This window comes from Streptomyces sp. TAA204 (assembly GCF_000424965.1).
In genome coordinates this window covers 214,059-239,696 of record NZ_AUKW01000003.1, presented here as the reverse complement: position 1 = coordinate 239,696, position 25,638 = coordinate 214,059, and the positions used below count along the sequence as shown (strand labels likewise).

Below are 25,638 nucleotides of genomic sequence, written 5' to 3'. Positions count from 1 at the left end.
ACCGACACGCGCCACCGGCACCAGGCACAAGGCACCAGGCCACCGGTGCCGGCACCGGCACCGGCACCGGCCACCGAGGAGAGGGAGAAGACGAGCGATGACACGACGGGACCCCGGCCTCGCCCAGGGCTGGTGCGCACTGTCCGCACTGCACGGCCGCATCGAGGCGCACATCGAACGCGCACTGCAGGCGGAACACGGCCTGAGCGTGCGGGAGTTCTCCGTGCTCGACGTACTCAGCGAGCAACACGACGGCGAGGGCGGCCACTTCCGCATGAACCAGCTCGCGGACGCCGTGGTCCTCAGCCAGAGCGCCACCACCCGGCTCGTCAACCGGCTCGAGGAGCGCGGACTGCTCACCCGCTACCTCTGCCCCGACGACCGGCGCGGCATCTACACCAACGTCACCGACGCGGGCCACGCCCTGCTCGACGCCGCACGTCCCACGAACGACACCGCCCTCGGCGCCGCCCTGGACACGGCCGAAAAGCGCACCGAACTGGCGCCCCTGGTGCGGGCCGTACGGGCACTGGAGCCGACACGGTGAAAGGGGCGGAGACGCCGGCCGCGGTGAACGGGACCGGGGCGAAAGGGCTGAGGCCAAGGGGCCAGGTGAAGGGGCCGAGGTGAAGGGGCCGAGGCGAAACCGGCCGCCATCCCCGCACACCCACCCGCTTGTGCACTTTCCGAGCGAGCCCAACCTCTGGCCAAAACCGGGGCGTAAGCTGCGATCATGAGCACCGGCACCCCGTCACCGTCCTCGTCACCGTCGTCGCCCCCCTCAGCGGCACAGGAGCCGACGCCGATCACGATGCGCCGCGCCACTTCAGCCGACGTCCCGGCCGTCGTCGCCATGCTCGCCGACGACCCTCTCGGCGCCCGCCGCGAGAGCCCCGACGACCCGGACAGCTACCTCCCGGCCTTCGAACGCATCGACGCCGACCCGAACCAGCACCTCGTCGTCGCCGAGCGCGACGGCCGCACCATCGGCACGCTCCAACTGACCGTCATCCCCGGCCTGTCCCGGCAGGGGTCGACCCGCGCCCTGATCGAGGCCGTCCGGATCCACGGCGACGCACGCGGCTGCGGGCTTGGCAGCGAGCTGATCGAGTGGGCCATCACAGAGGCCCGGCGCCTGGGATGTGCGATTGTCCAGCTCACCACGGACGCCACCCGCATCGACGCCCACCGCTTCTACGAACGGCTCGGGTTCGAGGCCTCGCACCTGGGCTTCAAGATGCAGCTGTGAGCGCTGCGCCTGCACATCCGGCTTCCGGAATCGCATGAACGCACGCAATTCGCGCGTGCCTTCACATCATCAGTCTCGTTGATCCCACAAGGGGTGGGGTCACCGGAGATGCCCACCCGGGTCCAGGTCCGCACCTGGCGGGGAGGGATGTCACATGGTGCACGAAGGCGCACTGCTGGAATCACAGACGCTGCGCGAGTCCGTCGCGGAACGCACCGAGGCGCTCGACAAGGTCAAGCTGCTCTCGCTGCTGCCCGACGGCTTGCACGTGACCACACGGATGGTGGCCACGTACTTCGAAGTCGGCGAGCGTGTCGTCAACAGGCTGATGCAACGCCACCGCGAGGAGCTCAGCGAGAACGGCATGCGTACGTTGCGCGGCTCTGAGCTGGAACGCTTCAAGAGAGACACTCTGTCTCTCTATCCCGAAAGTTATCCACAACCTCGGTCCAACCTCACACTGTTCAGCCGCCGCGCGGTCCTCAACGTCGCGATGCTGCTCCGTGACAGCGACGTCGCCCGGCGCATCCGCACGTATCTGCTCGACGCCGAACAGGCCGGCCGCACCGCCCGCAGCACGGCACCTGTGGACAACTCGGTTATCCACAGCCTCATCGAATGGCTGGACAACCGCATCGCGCAGACCCTCGCCGAACAGCAGCAGTCACAGCGCACAGTGGACGAGGATCGTGTGCGGGAGATCGTGCAGAGCACCGTACGCGGCGTCATCGCACGTTCCGTCGTGCCTCTCCTGAACCACGCGATCCAATCCGACAGTGAACTGCGCCGGAGGCTGGCGGAGAGCGAAGCGGAGACGGCCCGCCTCCGTCGCGTGCTGCGCCAGCGTGAAGCATCGGGTCCGATGGCGGCGCTCGACGCGATGAGCACGCGGGAGTTCGAGCAGCACGTCGCATGGCTGTGCCGGCGAGACGGGTGCGAGCAGGTCACCGTCACGGACGGGCACGGCGGCGCCGGTGCGGACATCCTCGGACACACGGCGGACGGTCGCCGCCTCGTCGTCCGTTGCAGGGGGCGCACCGGGAGTGGGCACATCACCGGCGGCGAGGTACAGGGCTTCGCCGGCACGGCCGAGCGGCAACACAGCGCGGACGTGGCCCTGTTGGTCGCCACGGTGCCCTTCACCCGGGAGGCGCTGCTGGTCGCCGCGCGTCACGGAGTGACCGCCGTTCACCGCGGCCTGCTCGAAGCATGGAACAGCGGCGCGAAACTCCACGTGCTGAGGTGAGCTGAGGCGACGGGGACGGGGACGGGGACGGGACGTGCGGCGTCGGACGGGACGTCCGGCGCCGCGACGTTGGAAGCCGGTCCGTGCGTCCTTCCGTCGGTCCGTCAGATGCCCTCCGAGGAATCCGCCCCGGTGTCGGGGAGCTGGACCTTCCCGCCGGTGACCGCCTCCCCGCAGGCGCCGCAGACGATACCCGCGTCCAGCGGACCTCCGCAGTCGTGGGTGAAGGCCGTCGTGCTGGTGGGAGCACCCGGCGCCCACCGCATCCCCCAGCGCATCAGTCCCAGCATGGCGGGCGCGAGTTCCTGCCCGGCCTGCGTGAGGTGGTACTCGTCACGTGGGGGGCGCTCGGAGTAGCGCACGCGCCGCAGCACGCCACCGTCGACGAGAGTGCGCAGACGGGCGGCGAGGACGTCGCGCGGGGCTCCCGTGTTGCGGACAATGCCGTCGAAGCGGTGCACGCCGTAGAACACCTCGCGCAGCGCCAGCAGTGACCACTTCTCACCGACCACGTTGAGCGCCGACGCCAGCGAACACTCCCGCGGGTTCGTCTCTCTCCTCGCCATGACGGCAATCCAACCCGGGGATGGTTGGAAAAGCAAACCTATGTGCTACCTTCCTCGCGTTCAGTGGGTTGCGAAATCCAACCCACCCTGTTTCCGGAGGACTTCGTGCACACCGCCGCTCTCTCGCTCGTCGCCCTGGTCGCCGTGCTCCACATGGGCTTTCTGATACTGGAGATGTTTCTGTGGCGCACACCGCGCGGCCGGGAAATCTTCGGCACGTCACCGGAGTTCGCCGACGAGTCGGCACCGCTCGCCGCCAACCAGGGGCTCTACAACGGCTTTCTGGCAGCGGGCCTGGCCTGGGGCCTGTTCGCAGCCGACCCGACTGGCCCGCAGGTGCGGGTCTTCTTCCTGTGCTGTGTGATCGTCGCCGGGATCTACGGCTCCCTCACCGTCAGCCGTCGCATCCTGTGGATCCAGGCCCTGCCCGCCGCAGCCGCCCTCGCTCTCGTCCTCGCAGCCTGAATGCGGCCGCCGGCCACCCGGTCCGGATCAGCTCGCGGGGTGAGCGCCTGCACCCCGACGACCGTCCCCTCGCCTCGCCTCGCCCCGACCCGGCCGGAGCCGGGGCGAGGGGAGGGGGCGCGCAGCCCGGAGGCACGGGGCGCTCACCAGCAGCTCCCGGACGCGGGCGTGCCGCTCCACGGGCTCGGTCACACGGGGGCGGCGGCCCGGCCGTCGCCTTCCCCGTCCCCAGTTGTGTCCCCAGTTGTGTCCCCAGCCGTGTCCCCAGCCGTGTCCCCAGCCGTGTCTCCAGTCGTGTCTCCAGTCGTGTCTCCAGTCGTGGCCCCAGCCGTGTCCCCAGCCGTGGCGGGCGGCCCGGAAGGCAGGGGGATGCCGGCCAGCACGGGAAGGAGCGACTCCTCCTCGTAGTCGAGATGCGCCGTCAGCTGCTGCGACATCCGCTCCAGCTCCGTACGGAAGGCCGTCGGGTCGGCCGTGCCGATTCCCGAGAGCAGCGCGAGCAGTTCGCCCTGGATGCGGGCGACCGTACGGTGCTCGTCGCGGAGCCGTTCGAAGGCGCCTGCCAGATGCGGGTACTGGGCGGCGAGGGCCGGGAAGACGTGCGCGTCCTCGCTGCTGTGGTGGAATTCCAGCGACTCGCAGAACGCCAGGCAGTGCTGCCGCAGTTGAAGGCCCAGGCTCAGCACCGGCGCAGGGCCCGGACCGGAGAACTCGTCGGCGGCGCGTGCCGCGAAGTGAGCGTCGGCCTCGCTCCGTACGTGCGCCAGCTGCGAGCGCAGCCACGTGTGGATCTCCACCAGCTTCTCGGCGAGGTTCGCTGCTTCTTCGGCGTTTTCCCCGGCCTCCGGCTCGGACCGCTCGAGGGCCACCACCGGGATGGTGCGTCCCGTCTGCGCCTGATAGTCCCCGTATCCCGGCACGGCACGCACCACCTGCTCGAACAGCCGGTCGCGCCGCGTGCCTTCGGCGGGGACGGCGACAGCGCCGAAGGATTCGGTGCCGATCTCCACCTGCACCATGGGATGGACCAGCAGGTTGTGGTACCAGGCGGGGTGGCGGTGCGCACCACCCGCGGAACCGACCACGAGCAGCAGTCCGTCCTCGCGCACGTAACCGAGCGGAACGGTGTGCTCGGCGCCGGACTTCGCCCCTGTGGTGGTGAGCAGAAGCAGGTCACCGCCTTCGAAGGGACCGCCGACCTTCCCCCCGTTGGCTCTGAACTCCTCGATGACGGATTTGTTGAACAGTGTGGGCATGGGCATTCGATCTCCAAACAGGCCTTGATCCGCGGCGGCCGCGGTGACGGTGGATTGCAGTGCTGCGTCACAGCACGGAACGCGCACACGCGCGGAAGGCCCCCGGCCCGGAGACGGACGGCATCGCGGACCGGACGCACAGCGTCCGGACAGCGTCCGGGCGCACAGCGTCCGGACAGCGTCCGGGCGCACAGCGTCCGGACAGCGCACGGCAGAGAGTCGGTGCCGTCTGGAAGCGCGGAGACCGGCGTCAGGAAACGGTGCCGGGCACCGCGCGGAGCAGGGGACGGCGCGCGCGGGCGCTCACGTCAGACGCAAGGTGCGGAGTTGGAACTCACGGCATCGCCCCCTGGTGAAAGGTGCCGCACAACCGCCGACCGGCCCACTGCTCTTTGGTCGGCGTCACGCGACACACCGCCCATTACAGACATCGGCCGAACTTCTGTCAACGCACACCCACCGGCCTGCGACCGTACGTACTCTCGCTCCCCGCGGTGCGCACAGGCGTGATGTCCGGCCCGGCGTGCAGGGGAGCAGCTGGGTCCGTCGAGTTCGTCGAATCCGTTGATTCTCAGGCCGGTGCCATTTCTTCAACGGGTGGTCGAGAGGTTCCCCGGACGTCACGGCAGACTCCTCGCATGGTGCGTCTGCAAGTTCTGACGACTGACGACTGGGCGCTGTGGCGGGACGTTCGTCTCGCTGCGCTCGCTGAGGCTCCGCGCTCCTTCAAGTCCCGCCTCGAGGACTGGGGCTGCGGTGGGGAGGAACGGTGGCGTGCGCGTCTGGCCATGCCCGCTGCTCACAACGTCGTCGCGGTTCTGCCTGGGCAGACCGTGGGCCTGGCCAGTGGGCTTCCTCTTGGGCGCGACGGCTGTGAACTGAGGTCGGTATGGGTCAGCCCCGAGGTTCGGGGCCGCGGCGTCGGAGACCTCCTCGTCGTCGCGGTCGAGTCGTGGGCCCGGCATTCGGGCGCCACCACGTTGAACCTGTCCGTGCTTCCGGACAACGAGCCTGCCGTGGCGCTGTATCGACGCCACGGTTTCGTCCTCTCCGGAACGCTCGACGATCTCGCCTCCGACGAGGGGGCCAGAGAACTGGTGATGGTGAAACGCCTTTGCTGACAGGCAGCGATCCCTGGTGGCTGAGGGTGCCGTGGCCGGCGGCCCGCAGAGGCGATCCACGCGCTGCACGAAGCGGCTGCGTTAAGCGTCTCGGCCCGGCGCGTTGGATCAAGTGGCGGCCCAGATGCTCAGCCGATTGGCCTGGGTCACCGACCCTGCAGACTGCGGCCGAGGTTCCGGGCGGCTTCACCATGAGACGACCGCCCGGCGGGTCATCTGACCACTAGGCTGCGACGATGGAACGGTCAACCGACGGGTGCGGAGATCTCACCCGGCCTGCCGGTCCCGCCCCTTCCAACGACTACGACAGCTTCGCCGAGGGATATTCGGCGGAGAACGAGAACAATCTCGTGAACGCCTACTACGAGCGGCCCGCGATGCTGGCCCTCGCCGGCGACGTCGACGGCCGTCGGATCCTGGACGCCGGTTGCGGCTCGGGCCCACTGTCCGCTGCGCTGCGCGACCGCGGTGCGGTCGTCACCGGCATCGACGCCAGCGCCGGGATGGTGGCGCTGGCGAGGCGGCGGCTCGGTGACGACGCGGCCCTGCACGTGGCCGACCTCAGCGACCGCCTGCCGTTCGACGACGGTGCGTTCGACGACGTGGTCGCCTCGCTGGTGCTGCACTACCTGGAGGACTGGGGGCCGACGCTTGCCGAGTTGCGGCGGGTGCTGAGACCCGGCGGCCGGCTGATCGTATCGGTGGAGCACCCTTTCGTGGCCTACACGTTTCAGGAGCCTCGGCCGGACTACTTCGCGACCACCAGCTACACCTTCGACTGGACGTTCAACGGACAGTCCGTCCCGATCAGGTTCTGGCGCAAGCCGTTGCACGCGATGACCGATGCCTTCACCACCGCCGGTTTCCGGCTTTCCGCCATCAGCGAGCCGCAGCCCGACCCCGCCGCCCGTGAGCTGTTCCCCGACGAGTTCCATGACCTTTCGACAAAGGCCTGCTTCCTGTTCTTCGTCCTCGAAGTACCGCCGTCGGGTGCGGGCCCGGACGGTCAGGCGAGATCCATGGGCCCGTAGCGGGCTGCCGTCGCTCCTGTTGCCATGGCCCAGTAGCGGTCTCCGTAGGACCAGTGCCACCACTCGGTGGGGTAGTTGACCAGGCCGACAGCGGTGAGCGCGGCACTCAGGATGTCCCGGTGGGAGCGGGCGTCTTCGCCGATGTTGCCGGCCTGCGTGTAGCAGGCACCCGCACTCTCCTCAGGAGTCGCATTCATACGGGTGCCCATGTCGAGTTCATGGCCGTCGTCGTCGGCGAGCGTCACGTCAACGGCCGCCCCGGCGCAGTGCGGTGCGACCTCGGGCGGGGACACGTAACGGCTGGCTGCTGAGCGCACCTGTCCGGCCGGCCATTCCGGATTGCGGGCCCGCAGCCGGGCGGCGTATTCGTTGAAGTAGTGGCGCTGAAGAGACGGCGGGCGGTAGCCCTCGACGAACAGCAGCCGCACCCCTTGAGGTAGTTGTGCATGTGCTTCGAGGAGGCGGTCGAGCACTCCTTCCCGGAGGTGGGCGAAGGCACCAGCGGAGTCCTGACGCTTTCCGCTCGTCGACCAGCAGGGGGCCATCTCCCCGTACAGCCACGAGCCGTTCACCGCACTCCTGGACAGGCACAGCTGCGACCCTGGGGTCGGACATCAGAACGATCTAAGTCATGACGAAATCCTCTCGTGGCCCTGCGCCCCACCTCGACGGTCTCCGCGCCGAAGCGAGAACACCCCCGTTCAGGTCTCCTTTCGACGCCGGCGGAGAAGACGGCGGAACGGTGGAAGGCGAGTGAGCACCGCGAGCTGGGGGTGCCGGGTGAAGGGTTCGCGGATCTGTAGGTCCAGCTCTTCGTTCAAGCGCGCGGAGCGCTTCTCCGGGGCGAGTTCGTCCAGCAGCCGGTCGATCTGGGTGAGGAGTGTGCCGTGAAGCTGCCACTGTTCCGGATTGCGCCGCTGTTCGGCGAGCAGCAGCTGGGCGATCCGGTCGCGGGCATCGTGAGCATCGCGCAGCTTGTCCGACAACTCGGCCTCCGCGTTCTCTGCGTCCGTGGCGACGTCGCTGGTGACGAGCACAGTGAACGCATCGATGGCAGCGGCCAGCTGAGCGAACAGCTCCTGAAGTGCAGCGGTTGTCTCGGGAGGGAAGAGCGACTCGTGCGCACCTTCCTCCGTGAGCTCCGTCAGTGTCCTGGCGATGACTCTGAGCACGACCGCGCAGATCTCCAGGGTGTCCAGGCCTGTCCTCAGAACGAGCCGGGAGAGTGTGCCTTCCCTGACTCGGGGGTTGAGCTTCAAACTCTCCTCGGCCTGCGCAACAGCTGCATCGACCCGCACGATGTCGTGGTCGAGTCGGCGCGCCTCCTCCAGTCGTGCAGCGGCCTCTTCCACCGGGGTGGGCCCTCCGACTTCTTCGCCCAGGCTCCACAGAAGGTCTCTCATCCGTTCGGCAAGGTCCTCGATGGACTCACCGGCGGATTGTGTCCAGATCGGGGGAACGAAGACGAGGTTGAACAGAAGGCCCACGACTGCGCCGATGAGAGTTTCCACCACCCGGTCCAGGGCGGTCTCGGCCACCCTGGTCACGCTCACGCCGAGCACCAGCATTGCGCTGATTGCGACCTCGGGAACGAACTCGTTGACGCGTACCAGATGCCCGAGGGTCAGGGCAGCGAGGATGAGCACCCCCAGCGACCACCAGCTCAGTCCCACCAGGGAGCTGAAACCGACAGCGAGAAGCACACCCGCGACCACGGCCATGATCCGCCGCATGCCTCGCGTCAGCGTGGCGTAGACGGTTACCTGTACGACCAGGAGGGTGGTCAGCGGGGCGAGGAGCGGGACCTGGGCGCCGCTCAGCCAGAGGGCGGCCAGGTAACTGAGCACGGCCGCCGCTGTGGAGCGGATCGTCTGGACCACTGACGGGTCGTTGCGGCGGCGCAGGACACCGGCGGTGGCTTCACGGACATCCGGCACCCGGTGGCCTTTCCCGGTCACGCCGCGGGAAAGCACCGCTCGAGCGGGCTGCCACCCGTCTGGGCGTCACGGCGCACCTTCGTGATGTACGAAGCGATCGGGGCGGAGGAGGGAAGACAAGGGAAGGGAGAGGTCAGGTACTCGCCTTGGTGAATGTCTCGTCGGGGAGAGCCTGATCGTCCGCGTGGTACGTGTAAGCGGCTTCCCGCACCGATTCGTTGCTCTCCCAGCCGGCCCCGACGGCCTCACCGATGGTGGCCAGGGAGCTTGTCAGCCATACGAGTTCCCACGTGTCACCGATCCGGACAGGATGGCCGAGCGTCTCGGAGAACAGCCCCGCCGGCACGAGAATCAAGGACCCGAGCCATGTCAGCACCAGCAGAGTGCCGTAGAGGGAGAGAACTCCGATCGTGACCGTCGCCAATGTCACGATGTTGAAGAGGATCACCTGCTCGCGTGCCTCACGCCGGGGACTGCGCTCCCAGAGCTGGGCTCCGATGATGAACGTACAGATCGTGGTGAGAACGGACGCAACGGTGATCAGGCCGAGGCGCCCTGCGCCCAGGTCGTCTCCGAGCCGCCAGATGTCGCTCGTGACCAACGCCAGTGCGGCCGTCCCGAGGGCGGTGACGGAAGCACGAGTGAGGTGCATGCTGAGCCGCCACGGACGATTGGCACGCAGCATTCCCACCAGGAGCCGCATGTTGCCCGCGGTGACCCGCGCCACCATGCGTACGTCGGACTCATCCGCTTCGATCTTGTGGCCGAGCTCCCTCACGCTGCGCATCACCCCGGGAGGCGGACCGGGGCGGTGCACAACTCCGCGTTGATCCACCTCCGCGCCGCTGATGTCCCCGATGAGGGCCGCCACGAGACGCGTGACGGTCGCAGCGAGCCGCTGTCTGACGCCCAGCGCGCCGAGCGCCGGCATCGAAATCACGGCAACCCCGTGACTCGCGCTGGCGTGCGCGACCACAGGGCGCCGTGAAGTCGCGATCGGCAGGTCCGTCACTACGACCGCGAGATCCCAGCCCTCCCGGAGCAGCCGCTGCCGACCCGCCGAGATGATCTCCGAGACGTCGGTCGGGGGTACTGCGAGCCGGTCGGAAACGACTTGAAACCTCCAGCGCACATCGGGTACTCGCGCGGTCATCCGGTCGGAGAGCGCCCCCTCCATCCCACCGACGAACTCCGAGACCATCCCCGGTGAGGCCGCCACGCCGACGACGACTTCGACTGCCTCGTCGCCCACGTCGCCCTCGACCGACTTGTCCGGGGTGTGCATCCGCCCAGCAGACCAGCCCCTGTGGGGCGAGTCCAGTGAACGCTCCGGCCCATGGTCGGATGTGTCGGTTTGCCGGGTCTCAGCCGGCCAGCTCGGGTTCGCCGAACAACGGCGCGTAGCTGGACGGCAGCTGGGTGATGAGTTGGTTGAACTCACCGCCCGAGACCGCTTCGGCGAGCGTGGACAGTACGGCGCCAGCGTCCCATTCTGCCGTCCCGGGCGAGGCTCCGGTCCGTTCGGCGACCCGGCGGAGGAACTCGGTGACGCCGAAGGACTCGGCCGCCTCCGTGTTCCCCTCCAGGAGTATCCGGTCGATCGGGTCGGGCAGCTGAGAGGCCAGGTCCTTCGCCTCACCGCCCGTGATACGGGAACTCAGGACATCGAGCACCGCTTCGGTGGTCTGCATCGCCTCCGCCTGGTCCCGGTACTCGCCACGTTCCCGCACGCGGGCGAGGAACTGGTCGCTCTTCATGACGGGCCCCTCTCATTCCGATCGCAGGGTGGACATGACTCCCGCAGGGATCCGAGCAAGGTGCTCATGGGCGAGGCGTACGGACATGGCGCCCTCGCCCACGGCGGAAGCGACGCGTTTGACCGAGCCGCTGCGTACGTCTCCCGCTGCGAACACTCCCGGCCAGCTTGTTTCGAGGGGCAACGGCTGCCGTTCCAGCGACTGCCACGGGCCCTCGTGCGTCGCGCCGGGTACGCTCCCGGTGACGACGAATCCGCGGTCGTCGAGAAGCAGCGTCTTCCCGAGCCAGTCCGTACAGGGACGGGCACCGATGAAGACGAACAGGGCCCGGACCTCCAGGGCACTCCCGTGTCGCTTCCGCAGGTCGCGGACTCTGACCTGGCGAATCGTGTCCTCGCCGGTCACTTCGACCACTTCCTGTTCCAGATGCACCTCGATGCCGGGGCGCTGTTCGATCTGGTCGATGAGGTAGCGGGACATGTTCCGCTCCAGGGAGTCGTCGATCGCGACAATGTGGACGGGGGAACCGTTGTCCGCGAGGAAGACGGCGGCTTGTCCGGCCGAATTGCCGCCGCCCACCACAGCCACGGGGTTCTGGCCGCACATGCGGGCCTCGTGGGCTGTTGCGGCGTAGTGGATGCTGCTGCCTTCGAAGTGCTCGCTGCCAGGGACGACCAGTCGCCTGTACTGCACTCCCGTGGTCAGGACGACCGTGCGTCCGGCGGCGTCAGTTCCGTCGGCGAGGGCCACGGTGTAGTGGTCCCCGTCGCGTCTCAGGGCCTCGGCCTCGGCCGGCACCTGGATGTCGGCGTCGAACTTGTGGGTCTGGAGTACGGCACGCTCGATCAGCTCGCCGCCGGAGATCCCGGAGGGGAAGCCGAGATAGTTCTCGATGCGGGACGTTCTGGCAGCCTGGCCACCAGCGGCGACGGCGTCGAGCAGTGCCGTCGAGTAGCCGTCGGAGGCCCCGTAGACCGCGGCGGCAAGTCCGGCAGGACCCGCACCCACAACGAGCAGATCATGGACGGGCCCGTCTCCGGACGGCGCCGGCAGGCCCACCAGACGCGCGAGGTCGGCCGCGTCGGGATTCCGCAGCACCCGGCGGCCATTCCAGATGACGACCGGTGTCTCCTGAGGGGTGATGGCGAAACGGCGCAGAAGTGCCTCGGCCTCGTCGTCACTGTCCAGGTCGACCAGGCGGTGCGGCAGACGGTTGCGGGCGGCGAACTCGCGCAGCCGGCGAGTCTGTGGCGAGCGGCACGATCCGATGATCCGGAAGCCGGCGCCGGCACCGATGAGTCGGGCACGGCGTCCGAGGTAGGCACGGAGTATCTGGTCCCCCAGCACGGCATCGTTCGCGACCACCTCACGGAGTCGGTCCACGGGAAGGGCGAGCACTTCGCCGGCCTCCCGGACGACGGCGGTGTAGAAGGCCCGCTGCCCCTCCAGCAGACCGATTTCACCCAGGAAGCGACCCGGACCGTGGGTGGCGACAAGCCCTTCCTCCGGCAGGCCGAAGTCGTGCACGACGTCGACCAGACCACTGAGGACCACCAGGAACTCCTGGTTCGGCTCGCCCTCGCTGAACAGCACCTCGCTCGACACGGTCGGGCGCCGATCACCGCAGGCGGCAAGCAACTCGATCTGTTCGTCCGTCAGCCGCGGATAGGCACCGTGGATGTCCGGGGTCTCGGTGGACATCGGATCAGCTCCTCTCCCCTGCCGGGGGCAGCCTGTGAGTGCGCGGCTCCGAGCAGCGCACGTGGGACTGGATGCCGATGCGGACGGTCACCGGATCACACCTCCCGGCCGTGGGATGCAGAGGCGGCCTGGTCATGACGGGCGAGCGTCTCCTCCACCCAGGAGCGCAGGCTCGCCGCGGGCAGGGCACCGGCACGGCGTCCGAGCACTTCGCCCCGGTCGAGGATGAGCAGCGTCGGAACTGCCTGCACCTCGAATCTCCGGGCCAGCTGGGGGCATTGATCCACGTCGGCCTTCACCAGTTTGATGCGGCCCGCAAGGTCGGCTGCGACCTGTTCCAGCGCCGGACTGACCGTGCGGCAGGGCCCGCACCACTGGGCCCACAGGTCGACGAGCACCGGCAGATCGGCGCGCTCCACGGTGTCGGGGAAGGAGCCGTCCGTGGTGGAGACGATCCAGGGCAGGAGAGAGCGGCAGTTGCCGCACCGGGGAACTCCGGACGCGGAAGCCGGGAGCCGGTTCCTCTTCCCACAGGAAGGGCAGGAGACCATGGCGTCGCGCTGTGCATCCATGGCTCTCACGCTGCCGGTGCGAGGTGGTCGTCGGCGGCCTTCTCCTCGGCCGCCCCGTAGTCGACGGTCAGTTCCCCGTTCCGGACGTCGACGCGTACCACGGCTCCGTCCGGGACGTCGCCTCGCAGGAGAGCGCGTCCGACGATCGTCTCGACCTCGTGCGAGATGTAGCGGCGCAGCGGGCGGGCGCCATAGACCGGATCGTAGCCTTGGCGGGCGACCAGTCGACGGGCTTCCTCGGTGAGTTCGACGGTGATCCTGCGTTCCGCAAGGCGCGAGCGCAGGTCGTTGAACTGCAGCTCGACGATCTGCTCGATCTGTTCCTGGCCGAGCGGGCTGAAGAGGACGATGTCGTCGACGCGGTTGAGGAATTCGGGCCGGAAGTGGCCGCGCAGCTCGTCCATGACCCGGCTGCGGGCGTCCGCCTTGATCTGCCCGTCGGCTGTCACACCGTCGAGCAGGTGCACCGAACCGATGTTGGACGTCAGGATGACGACCGTGTTGCGGAAGTTGACAGTACGTCCCTGGGCGTCGGTGATCCTTCCGTCGTCGAGCACCTGAAGCAGAGTGTTGAACACGTCGGCGTGTGCCTTCTCGATCTCGTCGAAGAGCACCACCGAGTACGGCTTGCGGCGCACCGCCTCCGTCAGCTGCCCGCCTTCCTCGTAGCCGATGTATCCGGGCGGTGCGCCGACCAGACGGCTGACCGTGTGCCGCTCCTGGTACTCGCTCATGTCCAGCCGCACGATGCTCTCCTCGGAGTCGAACAGAGCCTCCGCGAGGGCCTTGGCCAGCTCCGTCTTTCCGACGCCTGTCGGCCCGAGGAAGACGAACGACCCGATGGGCCGCCGCGGATCGCGGATGCCCGACCGGGACCGGATGACCGCGTCGGCGACCAGGCTCACGGCCTCGTCCTGTCCGACGACCCGCTCACGCAGGATGTCGTCGAGCCGCAGCAGCTTCTCCCGCTCGCCCTCCTGGAGCCGTGTCACGGGAATCCCGGTCCACGCGGCGACGATCTCGGCGACCTCGTCCTCGGTGACCACCTCGCGGAGCAGCCGCGACTCGCCCTGCTTGTCGGTCAGCTGATCCTCGTCCGCGGCGAGCTTGCGTTCGAGTTCGGTGATCTTTCCGTAACGCAGTTCCGCCGCCCGGTTCAGGTCGTAGGAGCGCTCGGCCTCCTCGGCCTCCTGGCGCGCCTGCTCCAGCTCCTGGCGTATCTGCTGCACCCGTCGGATCGCCTGACGCTCGGCCTCCCACTGGGCCTGTTTGGCGTCCGCCTCGGCCCGCAGGTCGGCCAGTTCCCGGCGAAGCTCCTCCAGGCGCGCGGCGCTCGCCGCGTCCGTCTCCTTCGAGAGGGCCGCCTCCTCGATCTCCAGCCGCGTGACGCGACGCGTCAACTCGTCCAGCTCCGCAGGCATCGAGTCCATCTCGGTGCGCATACGGGCGCACGCCTCGTCGACGAGGTCGATGGCCTTGTCGGGGAGGAACCGGTCGGAGATGTAGCGGTGGCTGAGTGTGGCAGCGGCGACGAGCGCGGTGTCCTGGATGCTGACGCCGTGGAAGATCTCCAGCCGCTCCCGCAGACCGCGCAGGATCGACACGGCGTCCTCAACCGAGGGCTCGTCCACCATCACCTGCTGGAACCTGCGTTCCAGTGCGGCGTCCGACTCGACGTGCTTGCGGTACTCCGTCAGCGTCGTGGCACCGATCATGTGCAGTTCACCGCGGGCGAGCATCGGTTTGAGCATGTTTCCCGCGTCCATGGCGCCCTCGGCACCGCCGCCTGCCCCGACGACGTTGTGCAGTTCGTCGACGAAGAGAAGGATGCTGCCCTCGGCGGCCTTGACCTCGCTGAGTACGGCTTGGAGGCGTTCCTCGAACTCGCCGCGGTACTTGGCTCCGGCGACGAGCGAGCTGATGTCGAGTGAGAAGACGGTCTTCTCCCTCAGCCCTTCGGGGACGTCCCCGCTGACGATGCGCTGCGCCAGACCCTCGACGATGGCGGTCTTACCGACGCCGGGGTCGCCGATCAGCACGGGGTTGTTCTTCGTCTTGCGGCTGAGGATCTGGATCACCCGGCGTATCTCGGCGTCCCGGCCGATGACCGGGTCGAGCATCCCGCTGCGTGCCTCGGCGACCAGGTCACGGCCGTACTTCTCCAGCGCCTCGTAGGCACCCTCCGGTGTGGCGGAGGTGACGCGCTGGTTGCCGCGGACGCGGGTGAGGCTCTTCAGGAAGGCGTCACGGGTGACGCCGTGCTCCTTCAGGAGGCGGCCCGCTCCGGTCGCGGAGCCTTCCTCCGTCATCGCGAGGAGCAGATGCTCCACGGAGACGTACTCGTCCTTGAGCCTGCGGGCCTCCTGATCCGCGGACTCGAGCAGCTTCGCCAGACGCTGCGTCACCCGGACCTCGCCCGAAGGTGCCCCGGCGCCGGTCTGCTTGGGCTTGCGTCCCAACTCACCCTCCACCGCCTCGCGCAGCGCCGAGGGGTCGGCTCCGGCCTGTTCGACAAGGCGCGGGATCAGGCCCTCGCTCTGGCCGAGGAGTGCGGACAGCAGGTGTTCGCCGTCCACTTCGGTGTGCCCCAGCCGCGTTGCAGTGGACTGGGCTTCCTGGAGCGCTTCCTGCGACTTCTGGGTCAGACGGTTCATGTCCATGACGAATCATCACTCCTCACGCCGCTGCGGCGCAGCGCGGCTTCGAGCACGGCGATGCGGTCGAGCAGGTCCATAACGAGTCCCAGCGACGCGTAGTTGAGGCAGAACCCGGCTCGCAGGCGCTGGATGCGGGCAAGGGTCAGGGGCGCGGAGGAGGGGAACCACAGCCTTCCCTCGGCATCGCGATGCACGTCGAGCAGGCCGAGTGTCACCAACCGCCGCACCATGTCCGGATGAAGCCCCGAACGGTCCGCGACAGCCTCCAGGCTGAGCCGGTGTACCGGTGCCAGCACGTAGGACGGGCGCACCGCACCCCTGTCTGCGATGTGGGAGGCGGGCTTCGATCGCGGGATCATCGTGGCCTCCTCGGGTCGAAGTCGGAGCTGGCCGCGAGCTCTTCGAACAGTTCGCGTTCACGGCGCGTGGGCTCGGGCGGCACCTCGATGCGCAGCCTGGCGTAGAGGTCTCCCGGGGCACCGCTGGGGTTGGGCATGCCTTGCCCGCGCAGCCTCAGCCGCCTGCCGCTGGATGAACCGGCGGGCACGGTCACCTTCGCCTGCCCATCGGGAGTCGGCACCGGAACAGTCGCCCCGAGAGCCGCCTCCCAGGGGGTGACCGGCAGTTCGACGTGGATGTCGCGGCCGTCGAGCCGGAACTGCGGATGGGGTGTGATCCGCACCCGCAGGAACAAGTCACCGGCAGGGGCGTCCTGGCTGCCCCTGCCGCCCTCACCCGCCAGCCGGATGCGCTGTCCTTCGACGACACCGCGGGGGATGTCGACCTGATAGGTGCGGGCTCCCTCCGCACCGCCGAGAGTGACGCTGCGCCGACCGCCGCGGTATGCCTCCTCGACGCTGAGCGGGATCTCCGCCTCCTGGTCCGCGCCACGGACCGGTCCGCCGGGGCCTCCGGCCCCGAACATTGAACCGAAGAGGTCCTCGAAGTTGATCCCGGCGTCCTGGAAGTCTCCGTAGCCCCCTCCGACGTCCTGCGAGACGCGCACACGCGGGCCGCCGCCCTGCCATGCCCCGGCTCGCCCGGCGCCGACGCCGGCTGCCACACGTTCGTCGTAGTCCTCCGGGATCTGCCGGAAGGCGGGACCGTAACGGTCGTAGCGCGCACGGGTCTTGGGGTCGGACAGGACGCTGTAGGCCTCGTTGAGTTCCTTGAACCGCTCCTCCGCCGCGGGTTCCGTGTTCACATCGGGGTGATACTTCCGGGCCAGCGTGCGGTAGGCCTGCTGGATCTCGTCGGCACTCGCACCCCGGTGCACTCCGAGGACCTCGTAGTAGTCCTGTGCCATGACAGGTCACTCCCGCTGAGCTGTGACGGTGACCGCCGCAGGACGCAGCTGATTTACGCCGTCGCCATAGCCCGGGCGCAGAACCTCGTGGACCATGCCGGGCCCGGCTCCCTCGTCCTCCACCGTGCCCACCGCCTCGTGACGAGTGGGGTCGAAAGGCACCCCGGTCTCCTCGTGCCGGGGGAAGCCGAGCTTCTCGAAGGTGCTCACCGCCTCGTCCCGCACCGCCCTGACGCCTTCGATGACGGAGGACTCACCGGCCTCCGCATGTTCCAGAGCCATCTCCAGGTGGTCTATGAGAGGCAGCAGGGCAGCCGCCGTACGGGCACGCTCCAGGGAACGCTCCCGTTCGAGTTCGCGGGCATGACGCTTGCGCAGGTTGTCCAGGTCGGCCAGTGCGCGCTGCCAGCGCTCCCGCAGCTCCTCCACGGCCTGCGACTGCTCCTCGGACTCGGCCACGGCGGCCTGCTGCGGGCCACCGTCGCCCTCCGTGGGGACGTCGGGCTCGTGAGCCGCGTCCCCCTCGTTCAACGGAAACTCCATCTCCGTGGGCTCGTGTCCGCTCGACATGCCGCACCTCAGCCCTTGTCGAACTCGGCGTCGACGACATCGTCGTCACCCGGACCGCCTTCTCCGGAGGTCCCGCTCGCAGAAGTCCCGTCGGCCGAGGCACCCTGCCCCGGCTCTGCTCCCCGGGCTCCCAAGGAGTGGAACAGCTGCTGCAGCTCCGAGGTGAGCGAGCGGACCCGCTCCACGCTCTCCTGTTCCTGCACGGCCTTCCGGGCATCGGCGACGAGCATCTCGGCGCGGGACTTCTCGTGCTGCGGGGCGTCCTCGCCCAGTTCTGACAGACGGCGTTCGACCTGATAGGCGACGCTGTCCAGCTCGTTCCGGGCGTCGACTGCCTGGCGCAGCGCCTGGTCCTCGGAGCGGTTGCGCTCCGCCTCGGCCACCATCTGGTCGACCTCGCCGCGGTCGAGGTTGGAGCTCTCACTGATCGTGATGCCCTGCTCCGCGCCGGTGTCCCTGTCACGGGCCGTGACGTTGAGGATGCCGTTGGCGTCGACGTCGAAGGTGACCTCGATCTGCGGTTCACCGCGGGGCGCCGGCCGGATGTCGGTGAGCTGGAACCTGCCGAGCACCCGGTTGTCGGCCGCGTTCTCCCGCTCGCCCTGGAGCACCACCACGTCCACGGCCGGCTGGTTGTCCTCCGCCGTCGAGAAGGTCTCCGAGCGGCGGACCGGAATGGTGGTGTTCCGTTCGATGATCTTCGTCATGACGCCGCCGCGGGTCTCCACGCCCAGCGAGAGCGGGGTGACGTCGAGCAGCAGGACGTCCTTGACCTCACCCTTCAGCACTCCCGCCTGGATGCCGGCGCCCACCGCGACGACCTCGTCGGGGTTGACACTCATGTTCGGGTCCATGCCGCCTGTGAGCCGGCGGACCAGGGCCTGCACCGCGGGCATCCGGGTGGAGCCACCGACGAGGATGACCTCGTCGATGTCGCTGTCGGTGATCTTCGCGTCGGCCATGGCTTGCTTGACGGGCTCCAGGCAGCGCTCCACGAGGTCGGAGGTGATCTGCTCGAACGTTGAGCGCATCACCGTCTCCGTCAGGTGTTTGGGACCGTTGGCGTCCGCGGTGATGAAGGGCAGGCTGACCTGCGTCTGGGTGACGGAACTCAGCTCCGTCTTGGCCTTCTCGGCCGATTCGAAGAGGCGCTGCAGTGCCTGCGGGTCGTTGCGCAGGTCGATGCCGTTCTCCTGCTGGAAGCTGTCCGCGAGGTGGTCGACGAGTCGGCGGTCGAAGTCGTCGCCGCCGAGGTGCCCGTCACCGGCTGTCGAGCGCACCTCCACGACGCCGTCCCCAACGTCCAGGATGCTGACGTCGAAGGTGCCGCCGCCGAGGTCGAAGACGAGCACGCTCTCGTGCTCCTTCTTGTCCATGCCGTAGGCGAGGGCCGCGGCGGTCGGTTCGTTGATGATGCGCAGAACTTCCAGCCCGGCGATGCGTCCGGCGTCCTTCGTGGCGGTGCGCTGCGAGTCGTTGAAGTACGCGGGAACAGTGATCACAGCTTCGGTCACCTTCTCGCCGAACGCCTTCCCCGCATCTTCCGCGAGCTTGCGCAGCACCTGCGCGCTGATCTCCTCCGGCGCATACTGCTTCCCCCGGACCTCGAAGCGTGCGACGCCCCCTTCTCCCTCGACCACGTCGAAGGCGACCGCCTTGGCCTCGTCCGAGATCTCGTCGTAGTTGCGGCCGATGAAACGCTTGGCGGAGTAGATCGTGCCCTTGGGGTTGAGAATCGCCTGGCGCCGGGCCAACTGGCCCACCAGGCGCTCTCCGGTATCGGTGTAGGCCACGACGGACGGCGTCGTACGGGTCCCTTCGGCGTTCGGGACGACCGTCGCTTCCCCGCCTTCCCAGAAGGCGATCACCGAATTCGTCGTCCCCAGGTCTATGCCCACTGCCCTGGCCATGAGATGCCTCCTCGTCCCTCGGTCCCTTCCCGACCGGAAGCACGCGGTGCTCGCGCGCGGTCTCCAACGGTCCTGGACGTGGAGGAGGGGTTCATGCGCCCCAGAGGTCCAAGAGAGCCCACTGCTCTCGTACCGGCGGGGCACACAGGACGGGGCCGCTGCGCGAACAGGCGGGCGGCCCCGCCCGTGACTAGCCTGAGAGAGGGGAGTGCCGTACCGAGCACGGGATCACCGCATGGGAGTCAAGCCGACAGCACAGCAGCAGGGACCCTCCGCCCTCGACGTATGGGACCAGGAAGACCCGACCGGTCTGCGGAACCTGTTCCTTCTGTCAGTCGAGATGTTCGACGGGCACGACGAGGACGACGTGCTGCGCATGGCCATGGCAGCCGTCCCCACGCTCGGCCCGTGCACGACGGAGGCCGGCTACCTCCGGGCCGACGACGCATGGGTGCGCGCGCCTGACAACCGGGACGGGGCACCCGGCCCGGATCTCGACGATCAGATCGAATCGCTCGGCGCCAAGGACGGAACCGTCAAGATCCACGGACGGCACTGGTGCCAGGCGATCGCCCTGCGCTCACCGCGCGGCGTCATCGGATACCTGGTGGTCAGCGCCGCTGCGTGCATCTCCGACGACGAGCAGTTCCGGCTCAACGCCCTCACCCATCAGACCTCGGCCGCGTTGAGCAACGCCGCGGGGCGGAGAGCGGAGCGGGAGCACGCTTCGGCGCTGCGACGTGCCCACAGTGAGCGGGGCAAGGCGATCTCTGAGCTGAAGGAGTCGGTGGCCGAACTCGAATTCCAGAGATCCGTGCATGAAGCTCTCAGCCAGGCCTCGGCGGAGAGCGAGGACGGCATCGCGGACATGGTCTGCGCCTTCACTGGTCTCCCGGTCGCCATCGAGGACCCGTTCGGGAACCTCCGGGTCTGGGCGGGTCCCGGCCGCCCCGACCCCTACCCGCGCTACGGGCTGGTGCGCCGAGAGCAGGAGTTGCAGAGCACCATGCGACGCCCCGGTGCGATGCGTGCCGGCAACCGCCTCACCCGCATCGCTCAGCATCGCGGCAAGGTGTTCGGGACCATCTCGCTGATCGACCCCGGCAGAACCGCAGGAACGCACGAGGCGTTCGTACTCCGGCACGCCTGTGTGGCACTCGCCCTGGAGATGTCTCACCAGCGCCGTCTGGCGGAAGTCGAGCTACGGCTACGCCGCGAACTCCTCGACGACCTCATCACCGGAACCGACGACGCAGGCGCCTACGCCCGGTCGGAGGCGGTCGGTCACGACCTGCACGGAGTCCACCGCGTCGTGGCGGTCCAGTGGGAGGGCAAGCCTGCCGAGACCGTCGCCGAGACTGTCAGCCGCGCGGCCACCGGCCTCGGCCTCAGGTTCTTGCTGGGCCGCCGCTCGGGAGCCACGATCCTCGCGGTATGTGGTGATGCTCCTCCCCACGCCCTGCACCGGGCCGTGTCGGATGCACTGGACTCGACCTCAGGCACGATCGGGATCGGCGGACAGGCCGACGCACCCGCGGCGTTCCCCCGCTCGTATCAGGAAGCAACGCGCGCACTGGAATTCCGGCGTCATTCACGCACCCCCACGGGTGTCACCGCATACGACGAACTGGGCTTCTACCGCATCGTCGCCGACGGAGACTCACAGCGGAAGGCCGCGACGTTCGTACAGGAGTGGCTCGGCGCGCTGCGGGACTACGACGCGACGCACCACACCGACCTCGTGAGGACGCTCGCCCTGTACTTCGACTCCGGCGGCAGGTACGACGACGCCGCCGCCGCACTCACCATCCACCGCAGCACTCTTCGCTACCGGCTCGGCCGTATCCGAGAAGTCGGCGGCCACGACCTGACGGAGGCGGACACCCGTCTCAACCTGCACATCGCGACGAGGATCTGGCAGGTCCTCGACGGATCGCTCTGACGGCCCCTGCCTCCCTGGAGGGACCGGACATCCGGGCGGTCCGGCCGTCGCCGTCGTCGCCCGGATCGACCCGGCAGGTGGAACGTACTCCCGGTTTTTGACCCCGCGTGCACAAGCCTCTCTCCTCCACCGTCTGGGACTCTGCATGTAGCTGCCCAGGCATTACTGCTGCGGGCGCGGCTGAGGTCACATTCGGCGAGGAGGTGTGCGGCATGGCCGTCATGGGCGTGTCGAGGTTCGAGAGATTCTTCCGTGCCGCAGCGAATCTCGACGTGGACAAGAACGACCTGAAGCGCTACAGCGACTTCGTCGACCACAAGCTCTACGAACTGCTGATCGTCGCCCAGGCTACGGCCGGGGCGAACGGCCGGGACACTGTCGAACCCTGGGATCTGCCGATCACCAAGGGGCTGCAGGAGAGCATCCACCGGTTCCGGAAGCTGGACGAGAGCATCGAACTCAAGCCGATCCTTGAGCAGTTGGCAACACACCCGCCGCTTGATCGGGCCGTCACCGAGGAGACCGAGGCGAGATATCCCGAGATCACCGGTGGACTGAGCGTGGCCCTGGCTGAAACCTTCAAGATCATGTATCCCGGGATCAAGAACCCCCAGACAAAGCACTGGGAGGGCGTGATCGGCATCTTCACGCTGCTTCTCTGACCCGGTCCTTCCGAGTGCGAGAAAGTGACACGGGGCCGGAGAGCTTACTGCCGCTCCGTCAGGTCTGGGCCATGTCCACGAAGCGTGAGTAGTGCCCCTGGAAGGCGACCGTGATCGTCGCCGTGGGGCCGTTGCGGTGCTTGGCCACGATCAGGTCGGCCTCTCCCGCCCGCGGCGACTCCTTCTCGTAGGCGTCCTCCCGGTGCAGCAGCACGACCATGTCGGCGTCCTGCTCGATGCTGTTGTGCGCGAGGATGCCGTCCGCGACGAAGTTGTGGGTGCCCTTGACCGTGGCGTCGAAGACCGGCTGCTCCCCGAGCGGTTCGATCTCCACCACCCGGTCCCAGAAGACATCGTCCTCGGCGACGGCTCGCGCCGTCTCCGCGTTGAGGGTGCCGGTGTGTGCTGCCCGCCCGTCGAGGCGGGTGAGGAGCCGGGGGATCTCCTCTCCGCGTCGTCCGTGAACTCCGATCTTCCGGCAGAACGTACGCAGCCCCGCTCCGTCGCCGATGGTGACGCGGTAACCGGGCTGATGACCCGGCTCGGTCACCTTCCCGATCCGCGCCACGATTCCGAACCTGGAGAGCAGGACCGCCACCCCGTCGGCCAGTGCGCGGCTGGATGCCGGGCAGGAGGCACCCGGGGCGCTCCCGCCGCCCGGTTCCGGAGACGAGACCGAACCGCCGGCGGCCCACAGGTGCCGGAGGAAGACGGCTGCCTCGTCGTCAGTGGCGCAGTACAGGGCCTCCGGGAGGTGCTTCTCCTGGGGACGCAGGTCCTCGACGCCCAACTCCCGTAGCCAGACGTGCAGAGGGTTGTGGCGGCCGTCAGTGCCTCGGTCAGGGCCCGGAAGAGGGCCGTGCCACGACAGCCCTTGTTCGAAGCGTCGTGGTTCGGCGCCGAACTCGGCGGCTGCCGCCGCTTCTACGAACGCGAGGTGCTCCTCGTCGTCCGAGATGTAGTGGACGGGCTGCCCTACCGGGCCGCAGCCGCGTGCGATGAGGTGCGCGAGCAGGGCGAGGCGCTGTTCCGGCCAGTCGAGCCCTGAGGTGACGGCCTCGGGGGTGTGCCGAGGTACGGCGATCGGGCTGCCGGCCTCGAGGTCACCCAGCGCCGTCCATCCGTCGAGGGTGAGGAACGGGTGGTTGGCGGTCGCTTTGACTTCCCGTCCCGAGGCGAGCCGGAGCCGGTGGACGGGCTTGGTGCCGGACGAGAACACGTTCGTGACCGGGGCCGGGACCAGGCGGCGCTGTTCGTCCAGGGACCACACGAGTACGCCTTCGTGCCCGTCCTCCATCAGTTCGGCGAAGGTGACGGGTGCCCCGGTGTCCGCGCGGAGGAGGGTGGTGTCTGCGGTCAGGCAGCCACTCTCGCGCAGGTCGGAGACCATCGGTTTCTTGTCCGTACGCTGCTCCGGACCACGGTTGAGCTGGGAGAGCGCGATCACCGGAACCTCGAGTTCCTTCGCGAGGAGCTTGAGATTGCGGGACATCTCCGAGACCTCCTGCTGGCGGCTCTCGGGACGGCGTGAACTGCCCGTCTGCATCAGCTGGAGATAGTCGATCACCACGAGCTTGAGGTCGTTGCGCTGTTTCAGGCGGCGGCACTTGGCCCGGATCTCCATCATCGACAGGTTGGGCGAGTCGTCGATGTACAGCGGCGCCTCCGTCACTCCCGGCATCTGCCGCGCCAGCCGCGTCCAGTCCTCGTCCGTCATCGAACCCGAACGCATGTGGTGCAACGCCACGCGGGCCTCCGCCGAGAGCAGACGCATCGCGATCTCGTTGCGTCCCATCTCCAGCGAGAAGATCACGCTCGGCATGTTGTGCCGCACGGAGCACGCCCGCGCGAAGTCCAGGGCGAGCGTGGAGTTGTGGACGACGATGTCCTCGGCGACGAAGTTGTGCGTCCCGTCCACCGTCAGGTCGTACACCTCGGTGTCGCCGTCCGGCACGACCGAATCGACTCCGTCCCACCGCACGTCCGACTCGGCGATGTCGGTGAGCCGCCGCGAGTCCAGGGCCTTGCCCAGCTCCAGCAGCCGGTGCCTGCTGACCGGCCGCCCCACGTGCCAGTCGTGACCGGCCGGCAGGCCGGCACGGGCGCCGGCTTCCGCCCAACTCAGGCCGCCTTTCTCCTTCTCGGCCAACTCCCATACCTCGCCGGGGATCAGGTCCTGCTCCGGCCCTCCCGGCGCAGCCGCCGGGCCGGACGCACCGGACACCCCGGCCACGGCGATGCTGTCGCCCGCCCGCAGTTCTTCGAGCGGCACCCAGCCCCGCAGCGTGCGGAACGGATGCCGCGGCGTCGCGGAGACCGTGCGGCCGTGCCGTGTCGTCAGCCGCAGGACCGAACGCCGCCCGTTGTGCAGGAAGTCCGACGGGCGGACGCCGCGCAGCCTCCAGTCCTCGGTGAGGGTGTGGACCTCCACGGGCTCACCCGCCCGACCCCGCCGGACGAAGTCCTCCACGCTCATGCGCTCGCCCGTACGCGCCTCGACCAGCATGGTCGTCGCCGCGATGCACTTGCCCATCGCCGGTCTCGCGGCGATGACGATCATCTGGCCCGGGTGCAGACCGTTCGTGAGCGAATCCAGATCGGTGAATCCCGTCGGCACACCCGTCATCTGGCCGCTTCGCGAGCCGATCGCCTCGATCTCGTCGAGGGCGCCTTCCATGATGTCGCCGAGCGGGAGGTAGTCCTCCGAGGTGCGCTGCTCGGTCACGGCGTAGATCTCGGCCTGCGCGGAGTTGACGATGTCGTCGACGTCGCCGTCGGCCGCGTATCCCATCTGGGTGATGCGGGTGCCCGCCTCCACGAGGCGGCGCAGCACGGCGCGTTCGTGGACGATCTCCGCGTAGTACTCGGCGTTGGCGGCGGTGGGGACCGTCTGCACGAGGGAGTGGACGTAACCGGGGCCGCCGACGCGGCCGATCTCGCCGCGCCGGGTGAGTTCGGCGGTGACCGTGATGGGGTCGGCGGGCTCGCCCTTGGCGTAGAGGTCGAGGATCGCCTGATACACGGTCTCGTGCGCCGGGCGGTAGAAGTCGTGGCCCTTGAGGACTTCGACGACGTCGGCGATGGCGTCCTTGGAGAGCAACATGCCGCCGAGGACGGACTGTTCGGCTTCGAGATCCTGCGGCGGCACCCTTTCGAAGGAGGGGACGGCTCCGGGCGGGGCGTCCGTGCCGCGATCGTGCCGCTCGGTGTGGCCGCCCTCGCCGTGGCCCGCACCACGGCGGCGGGCAGCGGGGAACCGGTCGCCGGCGCCCGGCCGTTGACCGCTGTGCGAGTCGGCGTCCGCGGCCCAGACGTCCTCGACGTGCTCGGGTTGCTGGGTCACCCCGGACACCTCCTCCCGTCCGGTGGTCGAACGCGACCGGACCTCGCCGCAGTGCCCCTCTTTCTTACGGCACGGCTCTGACATTGGGCCGCCCGTCCCGGCCATCGGCGCGTCGGTGCCCCGTTGTTGATGAGGGGTGGGCAGGGGCAGGCGCCGCTCTACGGTATGGCGAGCGGCCACACCCGCCAATCCTGTTATCCACAGGGTGATGTGGACGACGCGCAAGTTCCTGTGGAGAAGACCGCGAAAGCTGTGTACGCGTCGGGGGACAGCCCTGTGGAGAAGTCTCGGTTCCCAACGCCCAACCCGGCCTGACCTGTTGTGATGACGTCCACCGCCTGTGCGGG

General features: G+C 68.7%; 21 protein-coding genes and 1 pseudogene. 8 read left to right on the top strand and 14 right to left on the bottom strand.

Translation table 11 applies throughout. The features are described from left to right. Positions 1 to 97: 97 nt before the first annotated feature. The 3 genes from H343_RS0106755 (at position 98) to H343_RS0106745 (ending at position 2,495) form a co-directional block, all read left to right on the top strand. Positions 98 to 547: a MarR family transcriptional regulator gene (locus H343_RS0106755; protein ID WP_028430523.1), complete on the top strand. Its 450-nt coding sequence runs from the start codon at positions 98 to 100 to the stop codon at positions 545 to 547. 264 nt (positions 548 to 811) lie between these two features. Then, the gene (locus H343_RS0106750; protein WP_037902696.1) at positions 812 to 1,249 is read left to right on the top strand and encodes a GNAT family N-acetyltransferase; all 438 of its coding nucleotides are present in this window, start codon (positions 812 to 814) and stop codon (positions 1,247 to 1,249) included. A 154-nt stretch (positions 1,250 to 1,403) separates the two neighbouring features. Next, positions 1,404 to 2,495 (top strand): restriction endonuclease, encoded by a 1,092-nt coding sequence (locus H343_RS0106745; protein ID WP_028430521.1) that lies wholly within the window; start codon positions 1,404 to 1,406, stop codon positions 2,493 to 2,495. A 104-nt stretch (positions 2,496 to 2,599) separates the two neighbouring features. On the opposite strand, the gene H343_RS0106740 is transcribed toward H343_RS0106745, so the two are convergent. Then, positions 2,600 to 3,061, bottom strand: a complete 462-nt coding sequence (locus tag H343_RS0106740) for a winged helix-turn-helix transcriptional regulator (RefSeq protein ID WP_028430520.1) — start codon at positions 3,059 to 3,061, stop codon at positions 2,600 to 2,602. A 105-nt stretch (positions 3,062 to 3,166) separates the two neighbouring features. Between H343_RS0106740 and H343_RS0106735 the strand changes: the two genes are divergently transcribed. Next, on the top strand, positions 3,167 to 3,526 hold the full coding sequence (locus H343_RS0106735) for a DUF1304 domain-containing protein (RefSeq protein ID WP_028430519.1): 360 nt from the start codon (positions 3,167 to 3,169) through the stop codon (positions 3,524 to 3,526). A 188-nt stretch (positions 3,527 to 3,714) separates the two neighbouring features. Here H343_RS0106735 and H343_RS29240 read toward each other — a convergent pair whose 3' ends face one another. Further along, positions 3,715 to 4,788: a nitroreductase/quinone reductase family protein gene (locus H343_RS29240; RefSeq protein WP_486586807.1), complete on the bottom strand. Its 1,074-nt coding sequence runs from the start codon at positions 4,786 to 4,788 to the stop codon at positions 3,715 to 3,717. A gap of 632 nt (positions 4,789 to 5,420) precedes the next feature. On the opposite strand from H343_RS29240, the gene H343_RS0106725 reads away from it, so the two are divergent. Next, a complete protein-coding gene (locus tag H343_RS0106725; protein WP_028430518.1) occupies positions 5,421 to 5,903 on the top strand; it encodes a GNAT family N-acetyltransferase in 483 nt (160 codons plus the stop codon). A 236-nt stretch (positions 5,904 to 6,139) separates the two neighbouring features. Further along, positions 6,140 to 6,934: a class I SAM-dependent methyltransferase gene (locus tag H343_RS29235; protein ID WP_037902694.1), complete on the top strand. Its 795-nt coding sequence runs from the start codon at positions 6,140 to 6,142 to the stop codon at positions 6,932 to 6,934. On the opposite strand, the pseudogene H343_RS29230 reads toward H343_RS29235, so the two are convergent. From H343_RS29230 to dnaK, 11 genes and pseudogenes are all read right to left on the bottom strand, one after another. Further along, positions 6,910 to 7,549 (bottom strand): annotated as a pseudogene (locus tag H343_RS29230) (M15 family metallopeptidase). The gene H343_RS29235 and the pseudogene H343_RS29230 sit on opposite strands and share 25 nt — an antisense overlap. An 86-nt stretch (positions 7,550 to 7,635) precedes the next feature. Then, positions 7,636 to 8,871, bottom strand: coding sequence for an aromatic acid exporter family protein (locus H343_RS0106710; RefSeq protein WP_028430517.1), 1,236 nt, complete (start codon positions 8,869 to 8,871; stop codon positions 7,636 to 7,638). 133 nt (positions 8,872 to 9,004) lie between these two features. After that, positions 9,005 to 10,156: a hypothetical protein gene (locus H343_RS29225; protein ID WP_051264657.1), complete on the bottom strand. Its 1,152-nt coding sequence runs from the start codon at positions 10,154 to 10,156 to the stop codon at positions 9,005 to 9,007. Positions 10,157 to 10,235: 79 nt separating this feature from the next. Continuing rightward, positions 10,236 to 10,628, bottom strand: a complete 393-nt coding sequence (locus tag H343_RS0106700) for a DUF2267 domain-containing protein (RefSeq protein WP_028430516.1) — start codon at positions 10,626 to 10,628, stop codon at positions 10,236 to 10,238. A gap of 12 nt (positions 10,629 to 10,640) precedes the next feature. Continuing rightward, a complete protein-coding gene (locus tag H343_RS29220; protein ID WP_051264655.1) occupies positions 10,641 to 12,329 on the bottom strand; it encodes a cyclic nucleotide-binding domain-containing thioredoxin-disulfide reductase in 1,689 nt (562 codons plus the stop codon). 95 nt (positions 12,330 to 12,424) lie between these two features. After that, positions 12,425 to 12,901 carry a thioredoxin gene (gene trxA / locus H343_RS29215; protein ID WP_051264653.1) on the bottom strand — a complete coding sequence of 159 codons (477 nt, stop codon included), beginning with the start codon at positions 12,899 to 12,901 and terminating at the stop codon, positions 12,425 to 12,427. Positions 12,902 to 12,906: 5 nt separating this feature from the next. Further along, positions 12,907 to 15,561 carry an ATP-dependent chaperone ClpB gene (clpB, locus tag H343_RS0106685; RefSeq protein WP_028430515.1) on the bottom strand — a complete coding sequence of 885 codons (2,655 nt, stop codon included), beginning with the start codon at positions 15,559 to 15,561 and terminating at the stop codon, positions 12,907 to 12,909. Further along, the gene (locus H343_RS33965; RefSeq protein ID WP_078505100.1) at positions 15,552 to 15,917 is read right to left on the bottom strand and encodes a chaperone modulator CbpM; all 366 of its coding nucleotides are present in this window, start codon (positions 15,915 to 15,917) and stop codon (positions 15,552 to 15,554) included. Before H343_RS33965 ends, clpB begins: the two co-directional genes overlap by 10 nt. Then, positions 15,914 to 16,864: a J domain-containing protein gene (locus H343_RS0106675; RefSeq protein WP_028430513.1), complete on the bottom strand. Its 951-nt coding sequence runs from the start codon at positions 16,862 to 16,864 to the stop codon at positions 15,914 to 15,916. Before H343_RS0106675 ends, H343_RS33965 begins: the two co-directional genes overlap by 4 nt. 6 nt (positions 16,865 to 16,870) lie before the next feature. After that, entirely contained in the window at positions 16,871 to 17,407 is a 537-nt protein-coding gene (locus H343_RS0106670) for a nucleotide exchange factor GrpE (protein WP_486586827.1), read from the bottom strand. A gap of 35 nt (positions 17,408 to 17,442) precedes the next feature. Beyond that, positions 17,443 to 19,344 carry a molecular chaperone DnaK gene (gene dnaK / locus H343_RS0106665; RefSeq protein ID WP_028430511.1) on the bottom strand — a complete coding sequence of 634 codons (1,902 nt, stop codon included), beginning with the start codon at positions 19,342 to 19,344 and terminating at the stop codon, positions 17,443 to 17,445. A gap of 235 nt (positions 19,345 to 19,579) precedes the next feature. On the opposite strand from dnaK, the gene H343_RS29210 reads away from it, so the two are divergent. Both H343_RS29210 and H343_RS0106655 read left to right on the top strand, forming a co-directional pair. After that, complete coding sequence (locus H343_RS29210; protein ID WP_051264650.1) at positions 19,580 to 21,286, top strand: helix-turn-helix domain-containing protein; 1,707 nt, start codon at positions 19,580 to 19,582, stop codon at positions 21,284 to 21,286. Between the two features lie 212 nt (positions 21,287 to 21,498). Beyond that, positions 21,499 to 21,948: a DUF1931 family protein gene (locus H343_RS0106655; RefSeq protein ID WP_028430510.1), complete on the top strand. Its 450-nt coding sequence runs from the start codon at positions 21,499 to 21,501 to the stop codon at positions 21,946 to 21,948. A 58-nt stretch (positions 21,949 to 22,006) separates the two neighbouring features. Here the strand turns inward: H343_RS0106655 and dnaB are convergent, their stop codons facing one another. Next, entirely contained in the window at positions 22,007 to 25,375 is a 3,369-nt protein-coding gene (dnaB, locus tag H343_RS33960) for a replicative DNA helicase (RefSeq protein WP_078505097.1), read from the bottom strand. Positions 25,376 to 25,638 lie beyond the last annotated feature (263 nt).

Excerpts from the sequence above, each read along its gene's own strand:
- clpB (WP_028430515.1), bottom strand. The coding sequence starts at position 15,561 with ATGGACATGAACCGTCTGACCCAGAAGTCGCAGGAAGCGCTCCAGGAA.
- H343_RS29240 (WP_486586807.1), bottom strand. The coding sequence starts at position 4,788 with ATGCCCATGCCCACACTGTTCAACAAATCCGTCATCGAGGAGTTCAGA.
- H343_RS29225 (WP_051264657.1), bottom strand. The coding sequence starts at position 10,156 with ATGCACACCCCGGACAAGTCGGTCGAGGGCGACGTGGGCGACGAGGCA.
- H343_RS33965 (WP_078505100.1), bottom strand. The coding sequence starts at position 15,917 with ATGATCCCGCGATCGAAGCCCGCCTCCCACATCGCAGACAGGGGTGCG.
- H343_RS0106655 (WP_028430510.1), top strand. The coding sequence starts at position 21,499 with ATGGCCGTCATGGGCGTGTCGAGGTTCGAGAGATTCTTCCGTGCCGCA.
- H343_RS0106670 (WP_486586827.1), bottom strand. The coding sequence starts at position 17,407 with ATGGAGTTTCCGTTGAACGAGGGGGACGCGGCTCACGAGCCCGACGTC.
- H343_RS0106725 (WP_028430518.1), top strand. The coding sequence starts at position 5,421 with ATGGTGCGTCTGCAAGTTCTGACGACTGACGACTGGGCGCTGTGGCGG.
- H343_RS0106675 (WP_028430513.1), bottom strand. The coding sequence starts at position 16,864 with ATGGCACAGGACTACTACGAGGTCCTCGGAGTGCACCGGGGTGCGAGT.
- H343_RS29235 (WP_037902694.1), top strand. The coding sequence starts at position 6,140 with ATGGAACGGTCAACCGACGGGTGCGGAGATCTCACCCGGCCTGCCGGT.
- H343_RS0106755 (WP_028430523.1), top strand. The coding sequence starts at position 98 with ATGACACGACGGGACCCCGGCCTCGCCCAGGGCTGGTGCGCACTGTCC.
- H343_RS0106745 (WP_028430521.1), top strand. The coding sequence starts at position 1,404 with ATGGTGCACGAAGGCGCACTGCTGGAATCACAGACGCTGCGCGAGTCC.
- H343_RS29220 (WP_051264655.1), bottom strand. The coding sequence starts at position 12,329 with ATGTCCACCGAGACCCCGGACATCCACGGTGCCTATCCGCGGCTGACG.
- H343_RS0106750 (WP_037902696.1), top strand. The coding sequence starts at position 812 with ATGCGCCGCGCCACTTCAGCCGACGTCCCGGCCGTCGTCGCCATGCTC.
- H343_RS0106700 (WP_028430516.1), bottom strand. The coding sequence starts at position 10,628 with ATGAAGAGCGACCAGTTCCTCGCCCGCGTGCGGGAACGTGGCGAGTAC.
- dnaK (WP_028430511.1), bottom strand. The coding sequence starts at position 19,344 with ATGGCCAGGGCAGTGGGCATAGACCTGGGGACGACGAATTCGGTGATC.
- H343_RS0106740 (WP_028430520.1), bottom strand. The coding sequence starts at position 3,061 with ATGGCGAGGAGAGAGACGAACCCGCGGGAGTGTTCGCTGGCGTCGGCG.
- H343_RS29210 (WP_051264650.1), top strand. The coding sequence starts at position 19,580 with ATGGGAGTCAAGCCGACAGCACAGCAGCAGGGACCCTCCGCCCTCGAC.
- dnaB (WP_078505097.1), bottom strand. The coding sequence starts at position 25,375 with ATGTCAGAGCCGTGCCGTAAGAAAGAGGGGCACTGCGGCGAGGTCCGG.
- trxA (WP_051264653.1), bottom strand. The coding sequence starts at position 12,901 with ATGGATGCACAGCGCGACGCCATGGTCTCCTGCCCTTCCTGTGGGAAG.